Origin of the sequence: Streptomyces sp. SAI-127 (assembly GCF_029894425.1) — a bacterium.
Taxonomy (GTDB): Bacteria; Actinomycetota; Actinomycetes; order Streptomycetales; family Streptomycetaceae; genus Streptomyces.
On record NZ_JARXYJ010000001.1, the window covers coordinates 1,845,895 to 1,865,941 of the forward strand.

The window sequence follows — 20,047 nt, forward strand, 5'->3', positions numbered from 1 at the left end:
GATCCCCCTTCGTGACGAGCACCCGGAAGAAACGAGCCGAAAAGGCTTTCGTCAAGCTAGAACCGAGCTCAGTGCCCGTCAATCCCCCGCGCAGAACAACGAGTTCAGGTGGGCGAGCGAAAATTCTCGCGTACGGTTGAGAGTGCGCGACGCGAGACAGGAGACCCCGTATGACACCCGCCCCCGGCCCCGCTCGTTCGCACACCGCCACCCTCACCGACGTCGCCCGGCTCGCCGGCGTCTCGGTGGCCACGGCGTCCAAGGCCCTCAACGGCCGCAGCCAGGTGCGCGCCGAGACCCGGCAGCGGGTGATCGAGGCGGCGGAGCGGCTGTCGTTCCGGCCCAACCAGCTGGCCCGGGGACTGCTCGCCGGGCGGACCGGCACCGTAGGACTGCTCACCAGCGACCTGGAGGGCAGATTCAGCATCCCGATCCTCATGGGGGCCGAGGACGCCTTCGGTGCGGGCGAGGTCGCGGTGTTCCTGTGCGACGCCCGCGGTGACGCGATCCGCGAGCAGCACCATGTGCGCGCGCTGCTCGGGCGCCGGGTCGACGGGCTGATCGTGGTGGGCAGCCGGACCGATCCACGCCCCTCCCTGGGCCGTGACCTGCCCGTTCCCGTCGTGTACGCGTACGCGCCCTCCGACGACCCGGCGGATCTGTCGATCGTGCCCGACAACGTGGACGCGGGCCGGATCGCGGTCGAGCATCTGCTGGCCTGCGGCCGTACCCGGATCGCGCACATCACCGGAGACCCGGGCTATCTCGCCGCGCGGGACCGGGCGGACGGCGCCCGGGCGGCGCTCGTGGGCGCGGGGCTGGACTTCGTCGGGGAACCGCGGTTCGCGGAATGGTCGGAGGGGTGGGGGCGGGCGGCCACCGCGATGCTGCTGGAGCGGCACGCCGACGTGGACGCGGTGCTGTGCGGCAGCGACCAGATCGCGCGCGGGGTCATCGAGATCCTGCGGGAGCGCGGGCACCGGGTACCGGAGGACGTGGCGGTCATGGGCTTCGACAACTGGCAGGTCCTGACCTCGGCGTCCCGGCCGCCGCTGACGAGCGTCGACATGAACCTGGAGCAGGTCGGGCGGGCGGCCGCCCAGGCACTGTTCGGGGCGATCGACGGCATTCCCCGCTCGGGGGTGGAGACGCTGCCGTGCCGGGTGGTGATCCGGGGGTCCACGGCTCACCTGTCCTGAACCATGCGGTTCCCGAACTCGGTCCCCAACGACCTCTCTTGACACTCCATCAGCTCGCTCCTACGTTGCGAAAACCTTTTAGGTCGTTTCAGCAAAGGGGAGCATCCGATGCGAAGACGAACTGCGCCGCGAAGGCGAACCGGGACCGTACCCCAGCGCCTCCTCGTGATCCTGGCGCTCCTGCTGTGTTCCGTCTCTCTCGCGGCCCCCGCCCGTGCCGCGCAGACCATCGGGTTCCCCACCTTCACCGGGCCCGCGATCCCCGCCCCGCCCGTCGCCCAGACCACCGGCGACATGATGCGGGCCATCTACGACGCGGAGAGCTCGGGCACCGACTTCTGGATGGACCGGCTGCTGGCCCGCACCGGCGACGACCCGGCCGGGCCCTGGCTGATGAGCCGCGGACGGGCGCTCTTCATGAAGGAGCACGACCCCGCCCGGCTCGGGTTCGCCGGCAAGGTCGCCTACTGGGAGAGCATCAACGACAGCAGCGCCTACACGGTGGCGATCACGCCGGGCACCTTCACCGAGCAGGTCTCCCAGCGCCGTCAGACGCCCAGCCACTGGAAGAGCGTCCACACCAGCGGCTCGGTGTCGGTCGAGCAGACCAAGTTCATCACCGACAACAACGTCGCCGTGACGAACCTGTCGATCAAGAACAACGGCAGCAGCCCGACCACCCTGCAACTGCGGGCGACCTCGCCGTACGCCACCACGGGCACCGGCAGCGAGCTGACCGGCCAGGTCAACGCCTACAACAACCTCACCACCGTCCGGCCCCGGCTCACCGGCGACGGTTTCAGCGTGTCCGGCGGCGGACTCAACCGGTCGGTGACGATCGCGGCCGGGGCCACGGCGAACGCCAAGGTGGTCATGGGCTTCGTCACCGACGAGATCCCCGAGTCGCTCAGCGAGTACCAGGCCTACGCGGGCCACTCCAACGCGACCGCCTTCGCGACCCATGTCCGGGCCTACAACCTGTGGTGGGCACAGAACGTCCCCTACATCGACGTACCGGAACCGGCGATCAAGAAGAACATCTACTACCGCTGGTGGCTGATGCGCTTCAACAACCTCGACGCCGACATCCCCGGGCAGACCTTCCAGTTCCCGACCTCCACCGAGGGCGTCCTCGGCTACAACAACGCGATCGCGCTGACCCAGCCGATGCACATCGACGACCTCAAATACCTGCGCAACCCGGCCTATTCCTACGGGGACTGGCTCAGCGTCGGCCAGGTCTCCAAGGGCGGCCGCTTCCTCGACAACCCGGGCGATCCGGCGAACTGGTCGAACAGCTACACCCAGTACATCGCTGAGGCGGCCTGGAAGAGCTATCAGATCCACGGCGGCCAGCCGGCGATCGCGGGCCAACTCGCGCACTACGCCGAGGGCGACGTGAAGGGACAGCTCGCCCACTACGACCACGACAACAACAGGCTGATCGAATACGACTGGGGCGCCCTGACCGGCAACGACGCCGACGCCGTCTCCTTCCACTGGAAGCCCGGGAACATGGACCGCGCCGAGTCCGCCTACCAGTACAGCGGGGCTCTCGCCGCCGCCCAGGCCTACGAGGCGACCGGCAACACGGCCAAGGCAGCGGAGATGCGCACGCTGGCCAACCAGATCAAGGACGCCATCGTCAACGTGCTCTGGAACCCCAACCGGCAGTTGTTCGAGCACCGGTTGAAGTCGACCAACGAGTGGGTGCCCTGGAAGGAGATCAACAACTACTACCCGTTCTCGGTCGGGGCAGTCCCCGACACGGCGACGTACAAGCAGGCGTTGCGCCTCTACGACGACCCCGCCCAGTACCCGGTCTTCCCCTTCTACACGGCCAACCAGGTCGACAAGAAGGCGGCCGCCGACGCGGGCGAGCCCGGCTCCAACAACTTCTCCACCATCAACTCCACCGTGCAGTTCCGGCTCTACTCCTCGGTGCTGCGCAACTATCCCAACTCCTGGATGAAGGCGGCCGACTACAAGAAGCTCCTCTACTGGAACGCCTGGGCGCAGTACGTCGGCGGCGACACCCGGTGGCCGGACGCCAACGAGTTCTGGGCGGACTGGAACGGCAGCGCGATCACCTACCGTTCGTGGATCCACCACAACATCCTCGGCAGCAGCAACTGGACAGTGATCGAGGACGTGGCGGGGCTGCGGCCGCGCAACGACGCCAAGGTGGAACTCTCCCCCATCGACATCGGCTGGGACCACTTCACGGTCAACAACCTCCGTTACCGGGGCGCCGACCTGTCGATCGTCTGGGACGACCCGGCCGACGGTGTGGTGCGCTACCCGGGCATCCCGGAGGGCTACTCGATCTACGTCAACGGCAACCGGGTCGCCACGGTCGGCTCGCTGGTGCCCTTCACCTGGGATCCGGCCACCGGTGCCGTCACCACGAGCGGCACGGTCACCCACCACACGGCCGTCGCCGGGCTCAAGGCGCCGAACCAGGTCGTGCAGGACAGCCCCCGCATGGTCGACATGCTCGCCAAGGCCGGCGTCGACCTCACCGCCGACCTGACGAACCTCGCCGCCGGGGCGACCGTGTCCGCCTCCTCCACCGGCTCCGGCAGCACGGTGGGCGGCGCGGTCGACGGCTACCCCACCAACGAACCGTTCTGGGGCGCCGGCGGATCGGCCGCCCAGGACTGGTACGAGCTGAACTTCGGCACGGCCCGCACGCTCAACGAGGTGCGTCTGTACTTCAAGGACAGCCGCCCGGCGAGTACGACCTACCGGGCGCCGTCGGCGTACACGGTCCAATACCACAACGGCAGTTCATGGGTGGACGCCCCGAGCCAGACGAAGAGTCCGGCGGCACCGCGTGCCAACTACAACCTGGTGCGGTTCCCGGCGATCAGCGCCCAGCGTGTGCGCATCCTGGCCACCAACGCGTCCGGCGCCAGGACCGGCCTGACCGAGGTCAAGGTGTTCAACCGGGGCGGGGTACAGCCACCGGCCAACCAGGCGGCATCGGCGACGGCTTCGGCGTCGTACACCTCCTCCTGGGAGAGTGTCTCGGCGGTCAACGACGGCATCGATCCGCCCTCGTCCAACGACACCGTCAACCCGCGCTGGGGCACCTGGCCGGAGACCGGGCAGCAGTGGGCCGAACTGACCTGGCCGACGGCGAAGACCCTGAACAAGGCCGACGTGTACTTCTTCGACGACGACCAGGGCATCGACGTGCCCGCCTCCTGGAAGCTGCAGTACTGGAACGGCAGCGCGTACGTCGACGTGCCGGGGGCGAGCGGCTATCCGCTGGCCAAGAACCAGTACAACAGCGTCACTTTCACCGCCACCGACACCACCCGGCTGCGGGTGCTGCTCACGAGCAACGGCACGAACTCCGTCGGCCTCCTCGAAGCAAAGGTGTACGGCCCGTGACCAGATCCAGAATCCTCCTGGCCCTGCTCGTGCTGGCAACGGCCCTGCTCGTCGCACCGCCCGCGTCCGCCGCCGTCACCTTCACCTCGACGGCGGTGAACCAGAACGGCGGCAACTGCCTGGACCTGCCCGGGGGTTCGACGACCGCGGGGACTCAACTCCGGGCATTCACCTGCTCGTCGGGCGCCGACCAGAACATCGTCCACACACCCGTCTCCGGTACGAGCGACACGTACACGATCACCACCCGGTCCGGTCAGTGTGTCGACGTCAACGGCGCCTCCACGGCGGACAACGCGGCGATCATCCAGTGGCCCTGCCACGGCGGGACGAACCAGCAGTGGCGGCTCGTCCCGGTGACGGTCGCGGGTACCGACAGGACCTTCAACCTGGTGTCCGTCGCCTCCGGCAAGTGCATTGCGCCGAGCGGTGGTTCGTCTGCCTCGAACACCAACCTGGTGCAACTGCCCTGCGCCACAAGTGGCGGCCGGGTGTGGCGACTGCCCGCCTTCACCGGCGGCGGCACCGGCCCGGGCACCTTCACCAACCCGCTCTCCCAGCACGGGCCCGACCCCTGGCTGACGTACTACGACGGCTCCTACTACCTCGCCACCACGACCTGGAACTCGACGGTCACCATGCGCAGGGCGAGCACCCTCGCAGGGCTCGCCACCGCCCCCGACCAGGTGATCTTCAACCTGACCCGGCCCAACGGAGCGGGCACGATGTGGGCTCCGGAGTTCCACCTGCTCGACGGGCCCAACGGGAAGCGGTGGTATTTCTACTACACGGCCGGGCGCGAGCCGTACGACCTCGGCACCCAGCGCATCCATGTGCTGGAGAGCGCCGGACTGGACCCCATGGGCCCCTACAGCTTCAAGGCCGACCTGCTCGACCCCACCCAGGACAACACCTGGGAACTGGACCCGGGCATCCTCCAACTCAACGGCCGCCTCTACCTGTTGGGCACCTTCTACAACAGCTCACAGCCCATGTTCATCCGGCCGCTGTCCAACCCCTGGACCGCGAGCGGCACCCGGCGTGTGCTGTCCACGCCCACCTACAGCTGGGAAACGGTGGGCGGCGCGGTCAACGAAGGTGCCGAGGTGCTCCAGCGGGGCGGCAGGACGTTCATCGTCTACTCGGCCAGCCACTGCTCCACGCCCGACTACAAGCTGGGAATGCTCACCTACAACGGCGGTGATCCGCTCAGCTCCTCCTCGTGGGTCAAGTCGCCGAACCCGGTCTTCCAGCGGTCCAATGCCAACGGCGTGTACGGCCCCGGCCACAACGGGTTCTTCAAGTCACCCGACGGCACCGAGGACTGGATCGTCTACCACGCCAACAGCTCCGCGAGCGGCGGCTGCGACATGAACCGCACCACCAGGGCGCAGAAGTTCACCTGGAACGCCGACGGCACTCCGAACTTCGGCACCCCGGTGGCTCTCGGGGTCACACTGACCGCGCCCTCAGGGGAGTAGGCCGGCGAGGAACGGTGCGAGGCTGCGGGTGAACGTGTTGTGCTGCGGGGCGGCGAACAGCGGGTCCAGGTGGTTCATCCCGTTGTCCGTCTCGTACGTCGCGTACGGGATGCGCGAGTCGGCCACGACCTCACGGGCCGCCGAGACGATCGTCCCCTGGGCGTAGCTCGTCTGGAAGGCGTACAGCGGGACGTCCAGGCCTGCGGCGTGCTTCAGCCGCAGGCCCAGCGAGCGGGCCGTGTCGGTGTCGGCGTAGGGGTCGGTGACGTCGAGGTCGACCGACAGCCGGGCCGGCCAGTACCACTCCCATACGGCCGGTTCGGGGCCGCCCGCGTACGCGGTGGCGACCCGGCCGATGGGGGTGATGCCCGTGTCGACCCAGCCGCGCGGTTCACCGCTGTCGGCCAGATGTCCCGAGTGCACGCTGATGTCGTTCGGCCAGCCGATGCCGGCGTCCACCAGGGTGCCCAGGAGGGCCGCGTTGGTGACCGGGACCGGCGGCCGCAGGGCGTCGGGCATGCGGGGCTGCAGGACCGAGGGGCCGTCCGGGTCGCGATGGGCGTACCAGCCCGCGAGCTGGTACCAGATCTGGGTGCTCTCCGCCCGGTCACCCAGTCCCACGGCGCTCAGGGTCATGTCGAAGACCGCGCCGCCCTCGATGGCCGCCAGCCGCTCCTTCACCTGCTCCGGTGAGTCGGCGACCGGCTCCCCGGTCCCGTCGAACGCACCGCGCACTCCGCCGTCGACCAGCACCAGAGCGGCCACGTCCCGGTATCCGGGGCAGCCGTCGAAGTCCCAGGCGGCGTAGGCCATGGCGGTGGTCGCTCCCCATGAGTGGCCTCCGAGCACCACCCGCCGACCGCCCCGGGCGGCGGTCCGCACGACCGCGCGCAGATCCTCCAGCGTGCGGGTCAGGCCCCACCCGGCGGCGAAGGCGGAGGCCGCGGGGTCCTGCGTACGGTAGTGGCCGTCGAGGTAGTACGCGACCGGGTCGGCGGTGCGGAAGCCCGAACGGTCGGCGAGGTTCTCCTCCCGCCGGTCGAACGCCCACACCTGCACTCCCGGCACGGCCGCGACGAGGTCCCGGGCCGCCCACCGGAAGTCGTTCGCCGCCCCGAACATCCCCGGGACCATCACCAGCACCGTGCGGGCCGTGTCGGGGCCGACCTTCAGCACATGGACGCGGTCCGTCCCCACCGGACCGCCCCCACCGCCCACGGTCAGCGGGACATACGGCTCCCGGACCGGTCCGGCGGCCGCGGCCGACCCGGCTCCCGCCGCAAACAGCGCGGCCCCACCGGCCACACCGCCCAGCACCGCCCTACGAGACAGACTTCCCGTCACTTCCGTCGTCCTCTCAACTGACCGCCCACAGACGCCGGATGACAACGTACGCCCCCAACCTGACGGGCCCGCACCCGGAGTCGGCCGCGCACCTGATCAGCCCGGAGGGCACTGCAGAGACCCGCCGCTCAGATGGCCTCGCGGATCGCCTGTTCGAAGCCCTCGACATGACTGCGGGCGAGCCGCGCCGCAGTGTCGGCGTCACCGGCGACGATCGCCTCGATCAGCGGTCCGTGCTCCTCGACATGGCCGGCCATGTCGGCGAGCCGGTCGACGAACAGGCACCAGATGCGGGTGGCCAGATTGTCGTGGCGGACGAGGGTGTCCTCCAGGTAGGGGTTGTGCGTGGCGGTGTAGATGGCGCGGTGGACCTGGAGGTCCAGGTGCATCAGCTCGCCGGAGTCCCGCCCGGGGGTCCCCGCGGTTTCGAGTTCCCGCCGCAGGGCCGTCAGGTCGGCCCGGTCGGTGGCCGTGGCGCGCCGCGCGGCCTGCGCCGCGGCCAGGGGTTCCAGTTCCTGGCGCACCTCGGAGATGTGCGCCAGGTCGGTGATGTTGACCTCGGTGGCGAAGGTGCCGCGGCGGGGGTAGGTCGTGATCAGGCGTTCGTACTGGAGCCGCTTGAGCGCCTCGCGCACGGGTGTGCGTCCGACGCCGAGGGACTGCCCCAGCTGCTCCTCGTTGATCGGCGCGCCGGGGCGGATCTCGAGCATGACGAGCCGGTCCCGGATGGCGCGGTAGGCGCGCTCCGCCAGCGACAGCTCCTCGAGCTGGGTCGCGACCTGCTGCATGGATGCCCCCTTGACCTGTGCGGCGAGCTCCCATACCTTACCGCAGAGGCTGATATATCAGTTGCTCATTAGCTGGCTCTCAGGATGGTGCACAGATGGCAACGAGTACGTCGCTCACCACGCCCGCCTCCCCGCTCTCCCTGCCGCTCAGCGAGCTCGACCCGGACGTCGCCACCGCCGTGGCCGCCGAACTGCACCGCCAGCAGTCCACCCTCGAGATGATCGCCTCGGAGAACTTCGCGCCGGCGGCCGTGATGGAGGCCCAGGGCTCGGTCCTGACCAACAAGTACGCCGAGGGCTACCCGGGCCGCCGCTACTACGGCGGCTGTGAACACGTCGACGTCATCGAGCAGTTGGCCATCGCCCGGGTGAAGGAGCTCTTCGGCGCCGAGGCCGCGAACGTCCAGCCGCACTCGGGCGCCCAGGCCAACGCGGCCGCGATGTTCGCCCTGCTCAAGCCCGGCGACACGATCCTCGGCCTCGACCTGGCGCACGGCGGGCACCTGACCCACGGCATGCGCCTCAACTACTCGGGCAAGCTGTACAACGTCGTGCCGTACCACGTACGCGAATCCGACCTGCGCGTCGACATGGACGAGGTGGAACAGCTCGCCCTGGCCCACCGGCCCAAGATGATCGTCGCGGGCTGGTCGGCCTACCCCCGACAGCTGGACTTCGCCGAGTTCCGGCGGATCGCCGACGCGGTGGGCGCCTATCTGCTGGTGGACATGGCCCATTTCGCCGGTCTGGTCGCCGCAGGACTCCACCCGAGCCCGGTGCCGTACGCCGACGTCGTCACGACCACCACGCACAAGACCCTCGGCGGTCCGCGCGGCGGTGTCATCCTCAGCCGCGCCGACCTGGCCAAGAAGATCAACTCGGCGGTCTTCCCGGGCCAGCAGGGCGGGCCGCTGGAGCACGTGATCGCGGCGAAGGCCGTGTCCTTCAAGGTGGCGGCGGGCGAGGAGTTCAAGGAGCGCCAGCAACGCACGCTGCGGGGAGCGAAGATCCTCGCCGGACGGCTGCTGGCCGACGATGTCGCCGAGGCCGGGATCACCGTGCTGACCGGCGGCACCGAAGTACACCTGGTCCTGGTGGACCTGAGGAACTCCGAGCTCGACGGGAAGCAGGCCGAGGACCGGCTGCACCACATCGGCATCACCGTCAACCGCAACGCCGTGCCCTTCGACCCGCGCCCGCCGATGGTCTCGTCGGGCCTGCGGATCGGTACCCCCGCCCTGGCCACCCGCGGCTTCGGCGAGACGGAGTTCCGCGAGGTCGCCGACATCATCGCCGAGGCCCTGAAGGGCGAACGGCCCGACGACGAACTGCGCGCCCGGGTCGAGAAGCTCACCGCCGCCTTCCCGCTCTACCCCCACCTCGACGGAGGCCCGGCATGACCGCCGAACCGCTGCCGGAACACCCGGACTTCCTCTGGCGCAACCCCGAGCCGCGCTCCTCGTACGACGTCGTCATCGTCGGCGCGGGAGGCCACGGCCTGGCCACCGCCTACTACCTCGCCAAGAACCACGGCATCACCAACGTGGCCGTCCTGGAGAAGGGCTGGCTCGCGGGCGGCAACATGGCCCGCAACACCACGATCATCCGCTCAAACTACCTGTGGGACGAGAGCGCGGCGATCTACGAGCACGCGCTGAAGCTGTGGGAGCGGCTCCCGGAGGAGCTGGAGTACGACTTCCTGTTCAGCCAGCGCGGTGTCCTCAACCTCGCGCACACCCCGCAGGACGTCCGTGAGGGCGTGCGCCGCGTCAACGCCAACCGCCTCAACGGGGTCGACGCCGAGTGGCTGGAACCGGACGAGGTCGCCAAGGTCTGCCCCATCCTCAACGTCTCGTCCCGGACCCGGTATCCGGTGCTCGGCGCCACCTTCCAGCCGCGGGCCGGCATCGCCAAGCACGACCACGTCGCCTGGGCGCTGGCCCGCCGCGCCGACGAACTGGGCGTGGACCTGATCCAGGGCTGCGAGGTCACCGGCTTCCTCAAGGACGGCGACCGGGTCGTGGGGGTCGACACCAACCGCGGCCGCATCCACGCCGGCCGGGTCGGCCTCGCGGCCGCCGGGCACAGCAGCGTGCTGGCCGAGCGGGCGGGCGTACGGCTGCCGGTGCAGTCCCACCCCCTGCAGGCGCTGGTCTCCGAGCTGCACGAGCCGGTGCATCCGACCGTCGTCATGTCGAACCACGTGCATGTGTACGTCTCCCAGGCCCACAAGGGCGAGCTGGTGATGGGCGCAGGCGTCGACTCGTACAACGGCTACGGACAACGCGGCTCGTTCCATGTGATCGAGCAGCAGATGGCCGCCGCCGTCGAGCTGTTCCCGATCTTCGCGAGGGCGCATGTGCTGCGCACCTGGGGCGGCATCGTCGATGTCACTCCGGACGCCTCGCCGATCATCGGCAGCACGCCGGTCGAGAACCTCTACGTCAACTGCGGCTGGGGAACCGGCGGTTTCAAGGCCACCCCGGCGGCCGGCTGGACGTTCGCGCACACCATCGCCACGGGCGAACCGCATCCGCTGAACGCTCCCTTCGCCCTCGACCGCTTCACGACCGGCGCGTTGATCGACGAACACGGCGCAGCAGCCGTGGCCCACTGAGGCATTGAGGAGAACGCCGTGCTGCTGATCACCTGCCCATGGTGCGGACCGCGGAACGAGACCGAGTACCACTACGGCGGTCAGGCCCATGTCCCCCACCCCGAGTCCCCCGCCGACCTCACCGACGAGCAGTGGGCCGAGTACGTCTTCTACCGCGACAACCCCAAGGGCCCCTTCGCGGAACGGTGGATGCACAGCATCGGCTGCCGCCGCTGGTTCAACGTCCTGCGCGACACCGCCACCCACGAGGTGCTGACCTCGTACCGGCTCGACGAGCCCCGCCCGGGAGGGAACCGATGACCGACCAGCGCTTCCGGCTGCCGCGAGGCGGCCGTGTCGACCGCGGCACCTTGCTGCGATTCACCGTCGACGGACGGGAGTTGGCCGGGCACCCCGGCGACACCCTCGCCTCCGCGATGCTGGCGAACGGGCTCGTCGAGGTCGCCCCCTCGCTCTACCGCGCCCGCCCGCGCGGCATCGTCGCCGCAGGCGTCGAGGAGCCGAACGCCCTGGTCCAGCTGGGCGGTTCGTGCTCGGAGGGCATGCTCCCGGCCACGACCGTCGAGCTGTACGACGGCCTGTCCGCCGCCACGCTCTCCGGGATGGGCCGGCTCGACCCCACTCCGGATCCCGCCGTCTACGACAAGAAGTACGTCCACACCGACGTCCTGGTCGTCGGTGCCGGGCCGGCCGGTCTCGCGGCCGCCGCCGCTGCCGCCGCCTCCGGCGCCCGCGTGCTCCTCGTCGACGAGCAGCCCGAGCCCGGTGACCAGGAGCGGGCCGACGAGCTGCGCGCCGCGCTCGACGCCGCGCCCGAGGTCGTCGTACTGCATCGGACCACGGCCTTCGGGTCGTACGACGACAACTATGTGCTGGCGCTGCAGCGGCGCACCGACCACCTCGGCGCGGCGGCCCCCGAAGGCGTCTCGCGGCAACGGCTGTGGCACATCCGGGCCCGCCAGGTCGTCCTCGCGGCCGGCGCGCACGAGCGTCCGCTGGTCTTCGCGGGCAACGACCGGCCCGGCGTGATGCTCGCCGGGGCCGTGCGCACCTATGTCAACCGGTATGCCGTGGCACCGGGTTCGCGGGCCGTGGTGAGCACGACCAACGACAGTGCCTACGACACGGTCGCCGATCTGTGTGCCGCCGGGATCGCCGTTGCCGTCGTCGTGGACGCGCGCCCCGAACTGTCCGACCGGGCCGCCGAGGTGGCCGCGGCGACCGGGGTGCGGGTGCTGACGGGCAGCACGGTGGTCGGTACGGCGGGCGAGCACCGGCTCACCGGCGTCACCGTCCGAGCTCTCGACGCCGAAGGCCGGCTCACCGGTGAACAGCAGTCGTTCACCTGCGATCTGCTCGCCGTGTCGGGCGGCTGGAGCCCGGTGGTGCATCTGCACAGCCAGCGCCAGGGACGGCTGCGCTGGGACTCCGGGCTCGTCGCGTTCCTGCCGGACGGGGCCGTACGGGATCAGCAGGTCGTAGGGGCGGCCCGGGGGACGTACGACCACGACGGCTGTCTGGCCGAGGGGGCACGGGCCGGAGCGCTGGCGGCGACAGCGGCAGGGTTCCCGGTGCCCGTACCGGCCGAGGTCGCGCGGCGCGAACCCGGCCCGACGCGCGCCCTGTGGCTGGTGCCCGCCTCCGACGGCGAGCCCGGCACCTGGGACAGCCACTTCGTCGACCTCCAGCGCGATGTCACCGTCGCCGACGTCTGGCGCTCCACCGGTGCGGGAATGCGCGGGGTCGAGCACGTCAAGCGGTACACCTCGCTCGGCACGGCGAACGACCAGGGCAAGACGTCCGGCGTCAACGCGATCGGGGTGATCGCCGAGGCCCTCGGCGGTTCGCTCGGAGAGATCGGCACCACGGCCTACCGGGCGCCGTACACGCCGATCGCCTTCGCCGCCCTGGCCGGGCGTGAGCGCGGCGAGCTGTTCGATCCGGAGCGGACCACGTCCCTGCACAGCTGGCATGTGGCGCACGGCGCGGAGTTCGAGGACGTCGGGCAGTGGAAGCGCCCCCGGTACTACCCGCAGTCCGGTGAGGACATGGACGCGGCCGTGGCGCGCGAGTGCCGGGCGGCCCGGGAGGGGGTGGCGTTCATGGACGCCTCCACCCTCGGCAAGATCGAGATCTGGGGCGCGGACGCGGGCGAGTTCCTCAACCGGATCTACACGAACGCCTTCAAGAAGCTCAAGCCCGGCAATGCCCGTTACGGCGTCATGTGCAAGCCCGACGGCATGATCTTCGACGACGGTGTGACCCTGCGCCTCGACGACAACCGCTACTTCATGACCACCACGACCGGCGGCGCCGCGGGCGTCCTGGACTGGCTGGAGGACTGGCTGCAGACCGAGTGGCCCGAGCTCGACGTGCACTGCACCTCGGTGACCGAGCAGTGGGCGACGATCGCCGTCGTCGGCCCGCAGTCGCGCGAGGTCGTCGCGAGCCTGGCCCCTGACGTCGACCTGTCCGCCGAGGCGTTCCCCTTCATGGCCTTCCGCGAGACCACCCTGGCCTCCGGTGTCCCGGCGCGGATCTGCCGGATCTCCTTCTCCGGTGAACTCGCGTACGAGATCAACGTCTCCGCGTGGTACGGCCTGGCGGTCTGGGAGGAGGTGGACGCGATCGGGCGGCCGTACGGCATCACCCCGTACGGCACCGAGACGATGCACGTCCTGCGGGCCGAGAAGGGCTACATCATCGTCGGCCAGGACACCGACGGCACCGTCACGCCGCAGGACGCGGGGATGAGCTGGGTGGTGTCGAAGCAGAAGGACTTCATCGGCAAGCGGTCCTTCGCCCGCGCCGACACCGCCCGTACCGACCGCAAGCAACTGGTCGGCCTGCTCCCGGCCGACCGCACGACCCGGCTGCCCGAGGGCACCCAGCTCATCGCGCAGGGCGTCTCCTTGGAGACCGTGCCGGTGCCGATGCTCGGCCACGTCACCTCCAGCTACCACAGCCCCGCCCTGGGCCGCCCCTTCGCCCTCGCCCTCGTCGCCGACGGACAGGCGAGGAAGGGCCAGACGCTGCTCGCCCCGGTGGGCGAGGCCCTGGTGCCGGTCGAGGTGACCGACTTCGTCCTCTACGACCCCGAAGGGACCCGGCGAGATGGCTGAACCGATCACGGAGGGACCGGTGGCCCTGCGCACGAGCCCCCTGTCCCACCTTCAGGAGCGGATGGGCGCCGCCGCCGTCAGCGGCGCCCGGGGCGTCACCCTGGCCGAGCTGCCGTTCGTCACGATGGTGAACGTGCGGGTCGACCCCGCGTCCGAGGCGGCCGACCGGATCGGCAGGACCCTGGGTGCGCCGCTCCCCCGCCGCTGCGGCGACACCGCCACCTCCAGCCTCCATACGATCATGTGGCTCGGCCCCGACGAGTGGCTCGTGCTGTCCCGGGCCGACCCGGGCACCGTGACCGCCCAGGTACGGCAGGCCCTCGACGGCGCTCCCGGCTCGGTCGTGGACGTCTCGGCGAACCGCACCACACTGGAGCTGAGCGGACCGGCCGCCCGGGAGGTGCTGGAGAAGGGCTGCCCGCTGGACCTGCACCCCCGCGCCTTCGGCCCCGCCCGCGCCGTGTCGACCACGGTGGGCCCCATCGCGGTACTGCTCTGGCAGCTCGACGACTCTCCGACGTACCGCCTGCTTCCGCGGTCCTCGTTCGCCGACTATCTGGCCCGCTGGCTCATCGACGCGATGAGCGAGTACGGCGGGCCGCGGGTCGCCTGACGGGCGCGCCCGTGGCATACGGAAAAGGCCGTTTTCTCATCCCTGAGAAAACGGCCTCCGACCTGCGTGAAGCTGGTCGGGACGACAGGATTTGAACCTGCGACCCCTTGACCCCCAGTCAAGTGCGCTACCAAGCTGCGCCACGTCCCGGTGCCCGTCTGACCTGGGGTTTCCCCTGGCCGAACGTGCAGAGAAACCATACCGCACTCGGGTCGGTGGTCGCGCACCCCTTTCGCCCTCCTCACCCCCTGGGCGGATCGGGCAGACCCAGCTCCGGATACGCGTCGAGCAGCCCGGACGGCGCCGCCTGCCGCCAGGAGTCGGCGAGGATGTCCCGCAGTTCGCCCTCGTCCTCGATCGCGGCGAGGCGGGCGCGCACCCACGCGAACTGTGCCTCGTGATCGGCGATCCAGAACTTCCCCGGCTCGGCCAGCACCAGCTCGTCGCGCTCCTCCTTCGGACAGCGCACGGCGATGGACGTCTCGTCCTCGGGCAGCGTGGCGAACATCTTCCCCGCGACCCGGAACGTGGGCATGCTCCAGGCGATCTTCTCCGTCGTGTCCGGCAGGGACAGGGCGACACGGCGTACGTCTTCGGCGTCCGGCATGACAGGCACCGTAGCGGCTGCCACTGACAATCACCTGGTCGGAGCGGTCGCCCCGAGCCGCTTGTAGTACAGGGTCGTCGGCCGCAGCACCCCGGCGGGATCGGCCGCGTAGTCGGGGATGACTCCGGCGCGGGTCCATCCGGCGCCGCCGTAGAGGCGCTCGGCGGGGCTGTCGGTCTCGGTGTCCAGGTGGAGCAGGGTGATTCCGGCCGTGCGGGCGGCCTCCTCCGCGGTGCCGAGGAGCCGGCGCCCGAGGCCGTGCCCGCGCGCGTCCCGGTGCACCATCAGTTTGACCAGCTCCGCGCGGTGGCGGGAGTTGGGCTTGTCGGGGAAGGCCAGGCTGACGGTACCGACCGCGCGGTGACCGTCGTGCGCCGCCCACACCGCCACATACCCCGCGGCCACCGCGCCCGCACGCTCCTTCCACCAGGCGACGGCCGCCGCCCGGTCCATCGGTGCGAGGAACCCGACGGAGGCGCCGCCGTCCACCGTGTCGACCAGCAGATCGGCCAACTCATCCACACGGTCCAGCAGTTGGACCTCGTCCAGGCGGGTGACGATCATGGCAGGACCACCGCCAGCACATACCGCACCGGGTCGGGGCCCGCGCACCGGAACCGGGTCGGCCCCCACACCCGCAGCCGCAGGCAGTCGCCGGTGCCGAGGTGGTGCTCGACGTCCTGGGCGGTGACGTCCAGCGCACCTTCCAGAACCCAGATGTGCTGCTCCAGGCCTGGCACGGGCGGCCGGTCGTAGGCGAGGTCGGCACCGGCGGCGAGCCGTCCCTCGACGAGTTCGCCGCGCAGCCCGGAGTGCGGCGGCGACACGGACCGCCGTACGAACCCGGAGGCCCGGTCCTCCCACACCGTCTGGTCGGCGGCCCGGATCAGCGGTGCGGGCTCGGCCTCGACCTCGCTGAGCAGCTGGGACATGGTCCGCCCGTACACCCCGCACAGCCGGTTCAGCAGCGAGGCGGTGGGGCTGATCTCGGCCCGCTCGGCGCGGGACAGGGTGGACTTGCTGACGCCGCTGCGCTCGGCCAACTCGCCCAGGGACCAGCCCCGTTCGGCCCGCAGCGCGGCGAGTCGGACGCCGAGGCGGGTGTCGACGGGGTCGGGCCCGAGCTCATCGTGTTTCACATTCGGGACGCTATCCCAGATACGAGAAACCCGCTAGCCGTGGCCGGCCCTCTGTCCCCCGGCAACGGCTGCGAGCGCGTCCAGCACAGGACGGATGAGGGGGTGCTCCTCCGCTCCCCGCCGCACGGCCGCGAAGACCCGGCGCGTGGGGGCGACCCCGTCGACCGGTCGTACGACGACCCCGGTGAGGTCCATCCCGATCAGCGCCGAACGCGGCACCAAGGCCACCCCCGCGTCCGCGGACGCCAGTGCCACCACCGCGCGGAAGTCGTCCGACGAGTGCTCAAGACGCGGTTGGAATCCGGCGTTCTCGCAGGCCAGGACCACGACGTCGTGGCAGGGGTTGCCGGGGTAGGGGCCGATCCAGGGGTCCTTGGCGAGCTCGGCCAGCGGCACCTCGCCCGCGCCGGCCAGCCGGTGGGTCACCGGGACGACCGCGTCGAAGGGCTCGGCGTACAGGGGCACGTGGGCCAGGCGGGGATCGTCGGCGGGCGGGGCCCCGCGGTACTCCACGGCGACCGCCACATCGACCTGCCGGTCGAGGACCATCGGCAGGCTGGCGTCGCCCTCGGCGTCCTGGACGCGGAGGTGGATGCCGGGGGCGATCGAGGCGAGGCGGGCCACCGCGGGTGCCACGACCAGGGCGATCCCGGTCGCGAAGGAGGCGACCGTGACGGTGCCGGCCGCGCCCGAGCTGTAGGCGGCCAGCTCGGCCTCCGCCCGCTCCAGTTGGGCGAGGACCGCGTTGGTGTGGCTGAGCAGGATCTCGCCGGCCGCAGTCAGCCGTACGCCCTTCGCACCGCGCTCGACGAGCCGGTGGCCGGTCTCCTGCTCCAGGGCGGTGAGCTGCTGCGAGACCGCGGAGGGGGTGAGATACAGCGCGGCGGCAGCCGCCGTGACCGTGCGGTGGTCCGCCACCGCACGGAGGATGTGGAGCCGCCGTGCCTCGATCATGGGATCGATTATCGCAATACGTCCGGACTAGGCCGCCAGCTCGGCCCTGGCCGCGACGAAGGCGTCGACCGCGCGGTTCACGTCCTCGGTGGAGTGGGCCGCCGAGAGCTGCACCCTGATGCGCGCCTGCCCCTGCGGGACGACGGGGTACGAGAAACCGATCACATACACCCCGCGCTCCAGCAGCAGCTCCGCCAGACGGCCCGCCTCGGAGGCGTCCCCGATCATCACGGGCGCGATGGCGTGATCACCGGGCAGGACGCCGAAGCCCTCCTCGGTCATACGGCGACGGAACAGCGCGGTGTTCTCCCGCAGCCGCACCCGCAGGTCGTCCGCCGACTCCAGCAGGTCGAGGACCTTCAGGGAGGCCGCGGCGATCACCGGGGCGAGCGTGTTGGAGAAGAGGTACGGACGTGAGCGCTGACGCAGGAGTGCGACGATCTCGGCACGGGCGGCGACGTAACCGCCGGAGGCGCCGCCGAGCGCCTTGCCCAGGGTGCCGGTGACGATGTCGACGCGGTCCATGACGCCGTGCAGCTCGGGGGTGCCGCGGCCGCCGGGGCCGACGAAGCCGACGGCGTGCGAGTCGTCGACCATGACCATGGCGTCGTACCGGTCGGCGAGGTCGCAGATGTCCTTCAGCGGCGCCACGTAACCGTCCATGGAGAAGACGCCGTCGGTGACGATCAGCTTGCGCCGGGCACCCGCGGCCTCCTTCAACTGCCGTTCCAGATCGGCCAGATCACGGTTGGCGTAGCGGAAGCGGCGGGCCTTGGACAGCCGGATGCCGTCGATGATGGACGCGTGGTTCAGGGCGTCGGAGATCACCGCGTCCTCGGGGCCCAGCAGCGTCTCGAAGACACCGCCGTTGGCGTCGAAGCAGGAGGAGTACAGGATCGTGTCCTCCTGGCCGAGGAAGGCGGACAGCCGCGCCTCCAGCTCCTTGTGGACCTCCTGCGTGCCGCAGATGAAGCGGACCGAGGCCATGCCGTAGCCCCAGCGGTCCAGGGCGGCGTGGGCGGCGGCGACGACCTCGGGGTGGTCGGCGAGGCCGAGGTAGTTGTTGGCGCAGAAGTTGAGCACCTCTCCGGGGCGGCCGCCCGCGGAGACGTTCACGGTCGCGGACTGCGGGGTGTCGATCACGCGCTCCGGCTTGTGCAGGCCGGCGGCGCGGATCTCGTCGAGGGTGGCGCGCAGGTCGTCGCGCACGGAGTCGAACATCGTCAATCCCTAAGTCAGTTGGTCCAGTCGAGGATGACCTTGCCGCCGCGGCCGCTCGCCGCGTCGGCGAACGCGGCCTCGAAGTCGCGGTAGCCGTACCGGCCGGTGATCACGGGGGCCAGGTCGAGGCCGCCCTCCAGGAGGACCGACATCGCGTACCAGGTCTCGAACATCTCCCGGCCGTAGATGCCCTTGATGGTGATCATCGAGGTGACGATACGGGCCCAGTCGACCGGGAACTCCGCGGCAGGCAGTCCCAGCATCGCGATCCGGCCGCCGTGCGTCATGTTGGCGATCATGTCGCGCAGGGCCTCCGGCCGGCCGGACATCTCCAGGCCGATGTCGAAGCCCTCACGCAGGCCCAACTCCCGCTGCCCGTCGGCGATCCCCGCCTCCGACACGTTCAGCGCGAGGCTCACTCCGATCTTGCGGGCCAGGTCCAGACGCTCCTCGCTGACGTCGGTGACGACGACGTTGCGCGCACCCGCGTGCCGGGCGACCGCCGCCGCCATCAGTCCGATCGGCCCGGCGCCGGTGATCAGCACGTCCTCGCCGACCAGCGGGAAGGACAGCGCGGTGTGCACGGCGTTGCCGAACGGGTCGAAGATCGCGGCCACGTCGAGTTCGACGGGGACGCGGTGCACCCACACGTTGGCGGCGGGCAGGGCGACGTACTCGGCGAAGGCCCCGTCCCGGCCGACGCCTAGCCCGACCGTGGCCCGGCACAGGTGCCGCCGCCCGGCGAGGCAGTTGCGGCACCTGCCGCAGACGAGGTGCCCTTCGCCGCTCACCCGGTCGCCGATGGCGATCTCGGAGACATCGCGTCCGGTCTCCACGACCTCGCCGACGAACTCGTGTCCCAGGACGAGGGGCGTGCGGATCGCCTGCTGTGCCCAGCCGTCCCAGGACCGGATGTGCAGATCGGTGCCGCAGATGCCGGTGCGCAGCACCTTGATCAGGACGTCCCCGGGGCCGACGGCCGGCTCCGGGACGTCCGCGAGCCACAGTCCGGGCTCCGCCTTCTCCTTGACCAGCGCCTTCACGGCAGGGCTCCTGTGGGTGCGAGGGGTGGAAACGCCCAGCAATCTGCCGTACGACGCCGTCCTGGTCCATCGAGGATTTCTTAAGCGGTGCCACAGCTCCGCTTCACGCCCGCTGCGGGCCCTGGTCGAGGCGGGAGACCTGATAGTGGCTGATGTACCAGTCGTCGCCCACCCGGGTCACGAGAACCGAGAGCTTGACCGCGAGTGCGGGCCGGTCGGTGAACGTGAAGTCGACGTCCAGATAGCCCAGGACGAGGCCGTCGGCGGGGCGCCGTGTCTCGAGGATGCGGTACTCCGCCTTCAGGCCGGGCGGCTGGGAGTCGTAGTAATCGGCGACGCCCTGCCGTCCGACGCTGTAGGGGTGCAGCCCCTGGAAGAGGGCCTCCTCGGTGAAGAGGGCGGCCACGCGCTCCGGTTGGTGGGCGTCGACGCCGGCCTTCCACCGGTCGAGGACTCCGCCGAGGATCGCCTTGTCGTCCGTCGAGCTGGTCATGTCCGCTCCTTGGTCGATGAATTGACG

At 70.6% G+C, this 20,047-nt stretch carries 17 protein-coding genes and 1 tRNA gene; 8 read left to right on the forward strand and 10 right to left on the reverse strand.

All coding sequences use genetic code 11. From position 1 onward, the window contains the following. Positions 1-170 precede the first annotated feature (170 nt). From M2157_RS08755 to M2157_RS08765, 3 genes are all read left to right on the forward strand, one after another. A complete protein-coding gene (locus M2157_RS08755) occupies positions 171-1,199 on the forward strand; it encodes a LacI family DNA-binding transcriptional regulator (protein ID WP_280861259.1) in 1,029 nt (342 codons plus the stop codon). 108 nt (positions 1,200-1,307) lie between these two features. After that, positions 1,308-4,598 (forward strand): discoidin domain-containing protein, encoded by a 3,291-nt coding sequence (locus M2157_RS08760; RefSeq protein ID WP_348541787.1) that lies wholly within the window; start codon positions 1,308-1,310, stop codon positions 4,596-4,598. Next, positions 4,595-6,079 carry a family 43 glycosylhydrolase gene (locus M2157_RS08765; RefSeq protein ID WP_280864931.1) on the forward strand — a complete coding sequence of 495 codons (1,485 nt, stop codon included), beginning with the start codon at positions 4,595-4,597 and terminating at the stop codon, positions 6,077-6,079. The genes M2157_RS08760 and M2157_RS08765 overlap by 4 nt, the downstream gene beginning before the upstream one ends. Here the strand turns inward: M2157_RS08765 and M2157_RS08770 are convergent. Both M2157_RS08770 and M2157_RS08775 read right to left on the reverse strand, forming a co-directional pair. Next, a complete protein-coding gene (locus tag M2157_RS08770; RefSeq protein ID WP_280864932.1) occupies positions 6,068-7,423 on the reverse strand; it encodes an alpha/beta hydrolase in 1,356 nt (451 codons plus the stop codon). The two genes, M2157_RS08765 and M2157_RS08770, sit on opposite strands and share 12 nt — an antisense overlap. Before the next feature lie 128 nt (positions 7,424-7,551). After that, complete coding sequence (locus M2157_RS08775; protein ID WP_280864933.1) at positions 7,552-8,211, reverse strand: GntR family transcriptional regulator; 660 nt, start codon at positions 8,209-8,211, stop codon at positions 7,552-7,554. A gap of 95 nt (positions 8,212-8,306) precedes the next feature. Between M2157_RS08775 and glyA the strand changes: the two genes are divergently transcribed. The 5 genes from glyA to M2157_RS08800 are packed head-to-tail and all read left to right on the forward strand — an operon-like array spanning position 8,307 to position 14,563. Then, positions 8,307-9,611: a serine hydroxymethyltransferase gene (gene glyA, locus M2157_RS08780; protein ID WP_280864934.1), complete on the forward strand. Its 1,305-nt coding sequence runs from the start codon at positions 8,307-8,309 to the stop codon at positions 9,609-9,611. Next, positions 9,608-10,828: a sarcosine oxidase subunit beta family protein gene (locus M2157_RS08785; protein WP_280864935.1), complete on the forward strand. Its 1,221-nt coding sequence runs from the start codon at positions 9,608-9,610 to the stop codon at positions 10,826-10,828. Before glyA ends, M2157_RS08785 begins: the two co-directional genes overlap by 4 nt. Positions 10,829-10,846: 18 nt before the next feature. Continuing rightward, entirely contained in the window at positions 10,847-11,128 is a 282-nt protein-coding gene (locus M2157_RS08790; RefSeq protein WP_037716130.1) for a sarcosine oxidase subunit delta, read from the forward strand. Continuing rightward, positions 11,125-13,950 (forward strand): sarcosine oxidase subunit alpha family protein, encoded by a 2,826-nt coding sequence (locus M2157_RS08795; protein ID WP_280864936.1) that lies wholly within the window; start codon positions 11,125-11,127, stop codon positions 13,948-13,950. Before M2157_RS08790 ends, M2157_RS08795 begins: the two co-directional genes overlap by 4 nt. Then, the gene (locus M2157_RS08800; protein WP_280861266.1) at positions 13,943-14,563 is read left to right on the forward strand and encodes a sarcosine oxidase subunit gamma family protein; all 621 of its coding nucleotides are present in this window, start codon (positions 13,943-13,945) and stop codon (positions 14,561-14,563) included. The genes M2157_RS08795 and M2157_RS08800 overlap by 8 nt, the downstream gene beginning before the upstream one ends. A 73-nt stretch (positions 14,564-14,636) precedes the next feature. Here the strand turns inward: M2157_RS08800 and M2157_RS08805 are convergent. The 8 genes from M2157_RS08805 to M2157_RS08840 form a co-directional block, all read right to left on the reverse strand. Then, positions 14,637-14,713, reverse strand: a tRNA-Pro gene (locus M2157_RS08805). A 91-nt stretch (positions 14,714-14,804) separates the two neighbouring features. After that, positions 14,805-15,170, reverse strand: coding sequence for an MmcQ/YjbR family DNA-binding protein (locus M2157_RS08810; protein WP_266510562.1), 366 nt, complete (start codon positions 15,168-15,170; stop codon positions 14,805-14,807). 30 nt (positions 15,171-15,200) lie between these two features. Further along, the gene (locus tag M2157_RS08815) at positions 15,201-15,734 is read right to left on the reverse strand and encodes a GNAT family N-acetyltransferase (RefSeq protein WP_280861267.1); all 534 of its coding nucleotides are present in this window, start codon (positions 15,732-15,734) and stop codon (positions 15,201-15,203) included. After that, positions 15,731-16,309 carry an XRE family transcriptional regulator gene (locus tag M2157_RS08820; RefSeq protein WP_280861268.1) on the reverse strand — a complete coding sequence of 193 codons (579 nt, stop codon included), beginning with the start codon at positions 16,307-16,309 and terminating at the stop codon, positions 15,731-15,733. Before M2157_RS08820 ends, M2157_RS08815 begins: the two co-directional genes overlap by 4 nt. Before the next feature lie 33 nt (positions 16,310-16,342). Further along, positions 16,343-17,263 carry a LysR family transcriptional regulator gene (locus M2157_RS08825; RefSeq protein ID WP_280861269.1) on the reverse strand — a complete coding sequence of 307 codons (921 nt, stop codon included), beginning with the start codon at positions 17,261-17,263 and terminating at the stop codon, positions 16,343-16,345. A 27-nt stretch (positions 17,264-17,290) separates the two neighbouring features. After that, complete coding sequence (locus M2157_RS08830; RefSeq protein WP_280861270.1) at positions 17,291-18,484, reverse strand: glycine C-acetyltransferase; 1,194 nt, start codon at positions 18,482-18,484, stop codon at positions 17,291-17,293. 14 nt (positions 18,485-18,498) lie between these two features. Beyond that, complete coding sequence (gene tdh / locus M2157_RS08835; RefSeq protein ID WP_280861271.1) at positions 18,499-19,527, reverse strand: L-threonine 3-dehydrogenase; 1,029 nt, start codon at positions 19,525-19,527, stop codon at positions 18,499-18,501. A 103-nt stretch (positions 19,528-19,630) separates the two neighbouring features. Beyond that, on the reverse strand, positions 19,631-20,020 hold the full coding sequence (locus tag M2157_RS08840) for a hypothetical protein (RefSeq protein ID WP_280861272.1): 390 nt from the start codon (positions 20,018-20,020) through the stop codon (positions 19,631-19,633). Positions 20,021-20,047: the final 27 nt, after the last annotated feature.

Excerpts from the sequence above, each read along its gene's own strand:
- M2157_RS08755 (WP_280861259.1), top strand. The coding sequence starts at position 171 with ATGACACCCGCCCCCGGCCCCGCTCGTTCGCACACCGCCACCCTCACC.
- M2157_RS08760 (WP_348541787.1), top strand. The coding sequence starts at position 1,308 with ATGCGAAGACGAACTGCGCCGCGAAGGCGAACCGGGACCGTACCCCAG.
- M2157_RS08775 (WP_280864933.1), bottom strand. The coding sequence starts at position 8,211 with ATGCAGCAGGTCGCGACCCAGCTCGAGGAGCTGTCGCTGGCGGAGCGC.
- glyA (WP_280864934.1), top strand. The coding sequence starts at position 8,307 with ATGGCAACGAGTACGTCGCTCACCACGCCCGCCTCCCCGCTCTCCCTG.
- M2157_RS08785 (WP_280864935.1), top strand. The coding sequence starts at position 9,608 with ATGACCGCCGAACCGCTGCCGGAACACCCGGACTTCCTCTGGCGCAAC.
- M2157_RS08795 (WP_280864936.1), top strand. The coding sequence starts at position 11,125 with ATGACCGACCAGCGCTTCCGGCTGCCGCGAGGCGGCCGTGTCGACCGC.
- M2157_RS08800 (WP_280861266.1), top strand. The coding sequence starts at position 13,943 with ATGGCTGAACCGATCACGGAGGGACCGGTGGCCCTGCGCACGAGCCCC.
- M2157_RS08810 (WP_266510562.1), bottom strand. The coding sequence starts at position 15,170 with ATGCCGGACGCCGAAGACGTACGCCGTGTCGCCCTGTCCCTGCCGGAC.
- M2157_RS08815 (WP_280861267.1), bottom strand. The coding sequence starts at position 15,734 with ATGATCGTCACCCGCCTGGACGAGGTCCAACTGCTGGACCGTGTGGAT.
- M2157_RS08825 (WP_280861269.1), bottom strand. The coding sequence starts at position 17,263 with ATGATCGAGGCACGGCGGCTCCACATCCTCCGTGCGGTGGCGGACCAC.
- M2157_RS08830 (WP_280861270.1), bottom strand. The coding sequence starts at position 18,484 with ATGTTCGACTCCGTGCGCGACGACCTGCGCGCCACCCTCGACGAGATC.
- M2157_RS08840 (WP_280861272.1), bottom strand. The coding sequence starts at position 20,020 with ATGACCAGCTCGACGGACGACAAGGCGATCCTCGGCGGAGTCCTCGAC.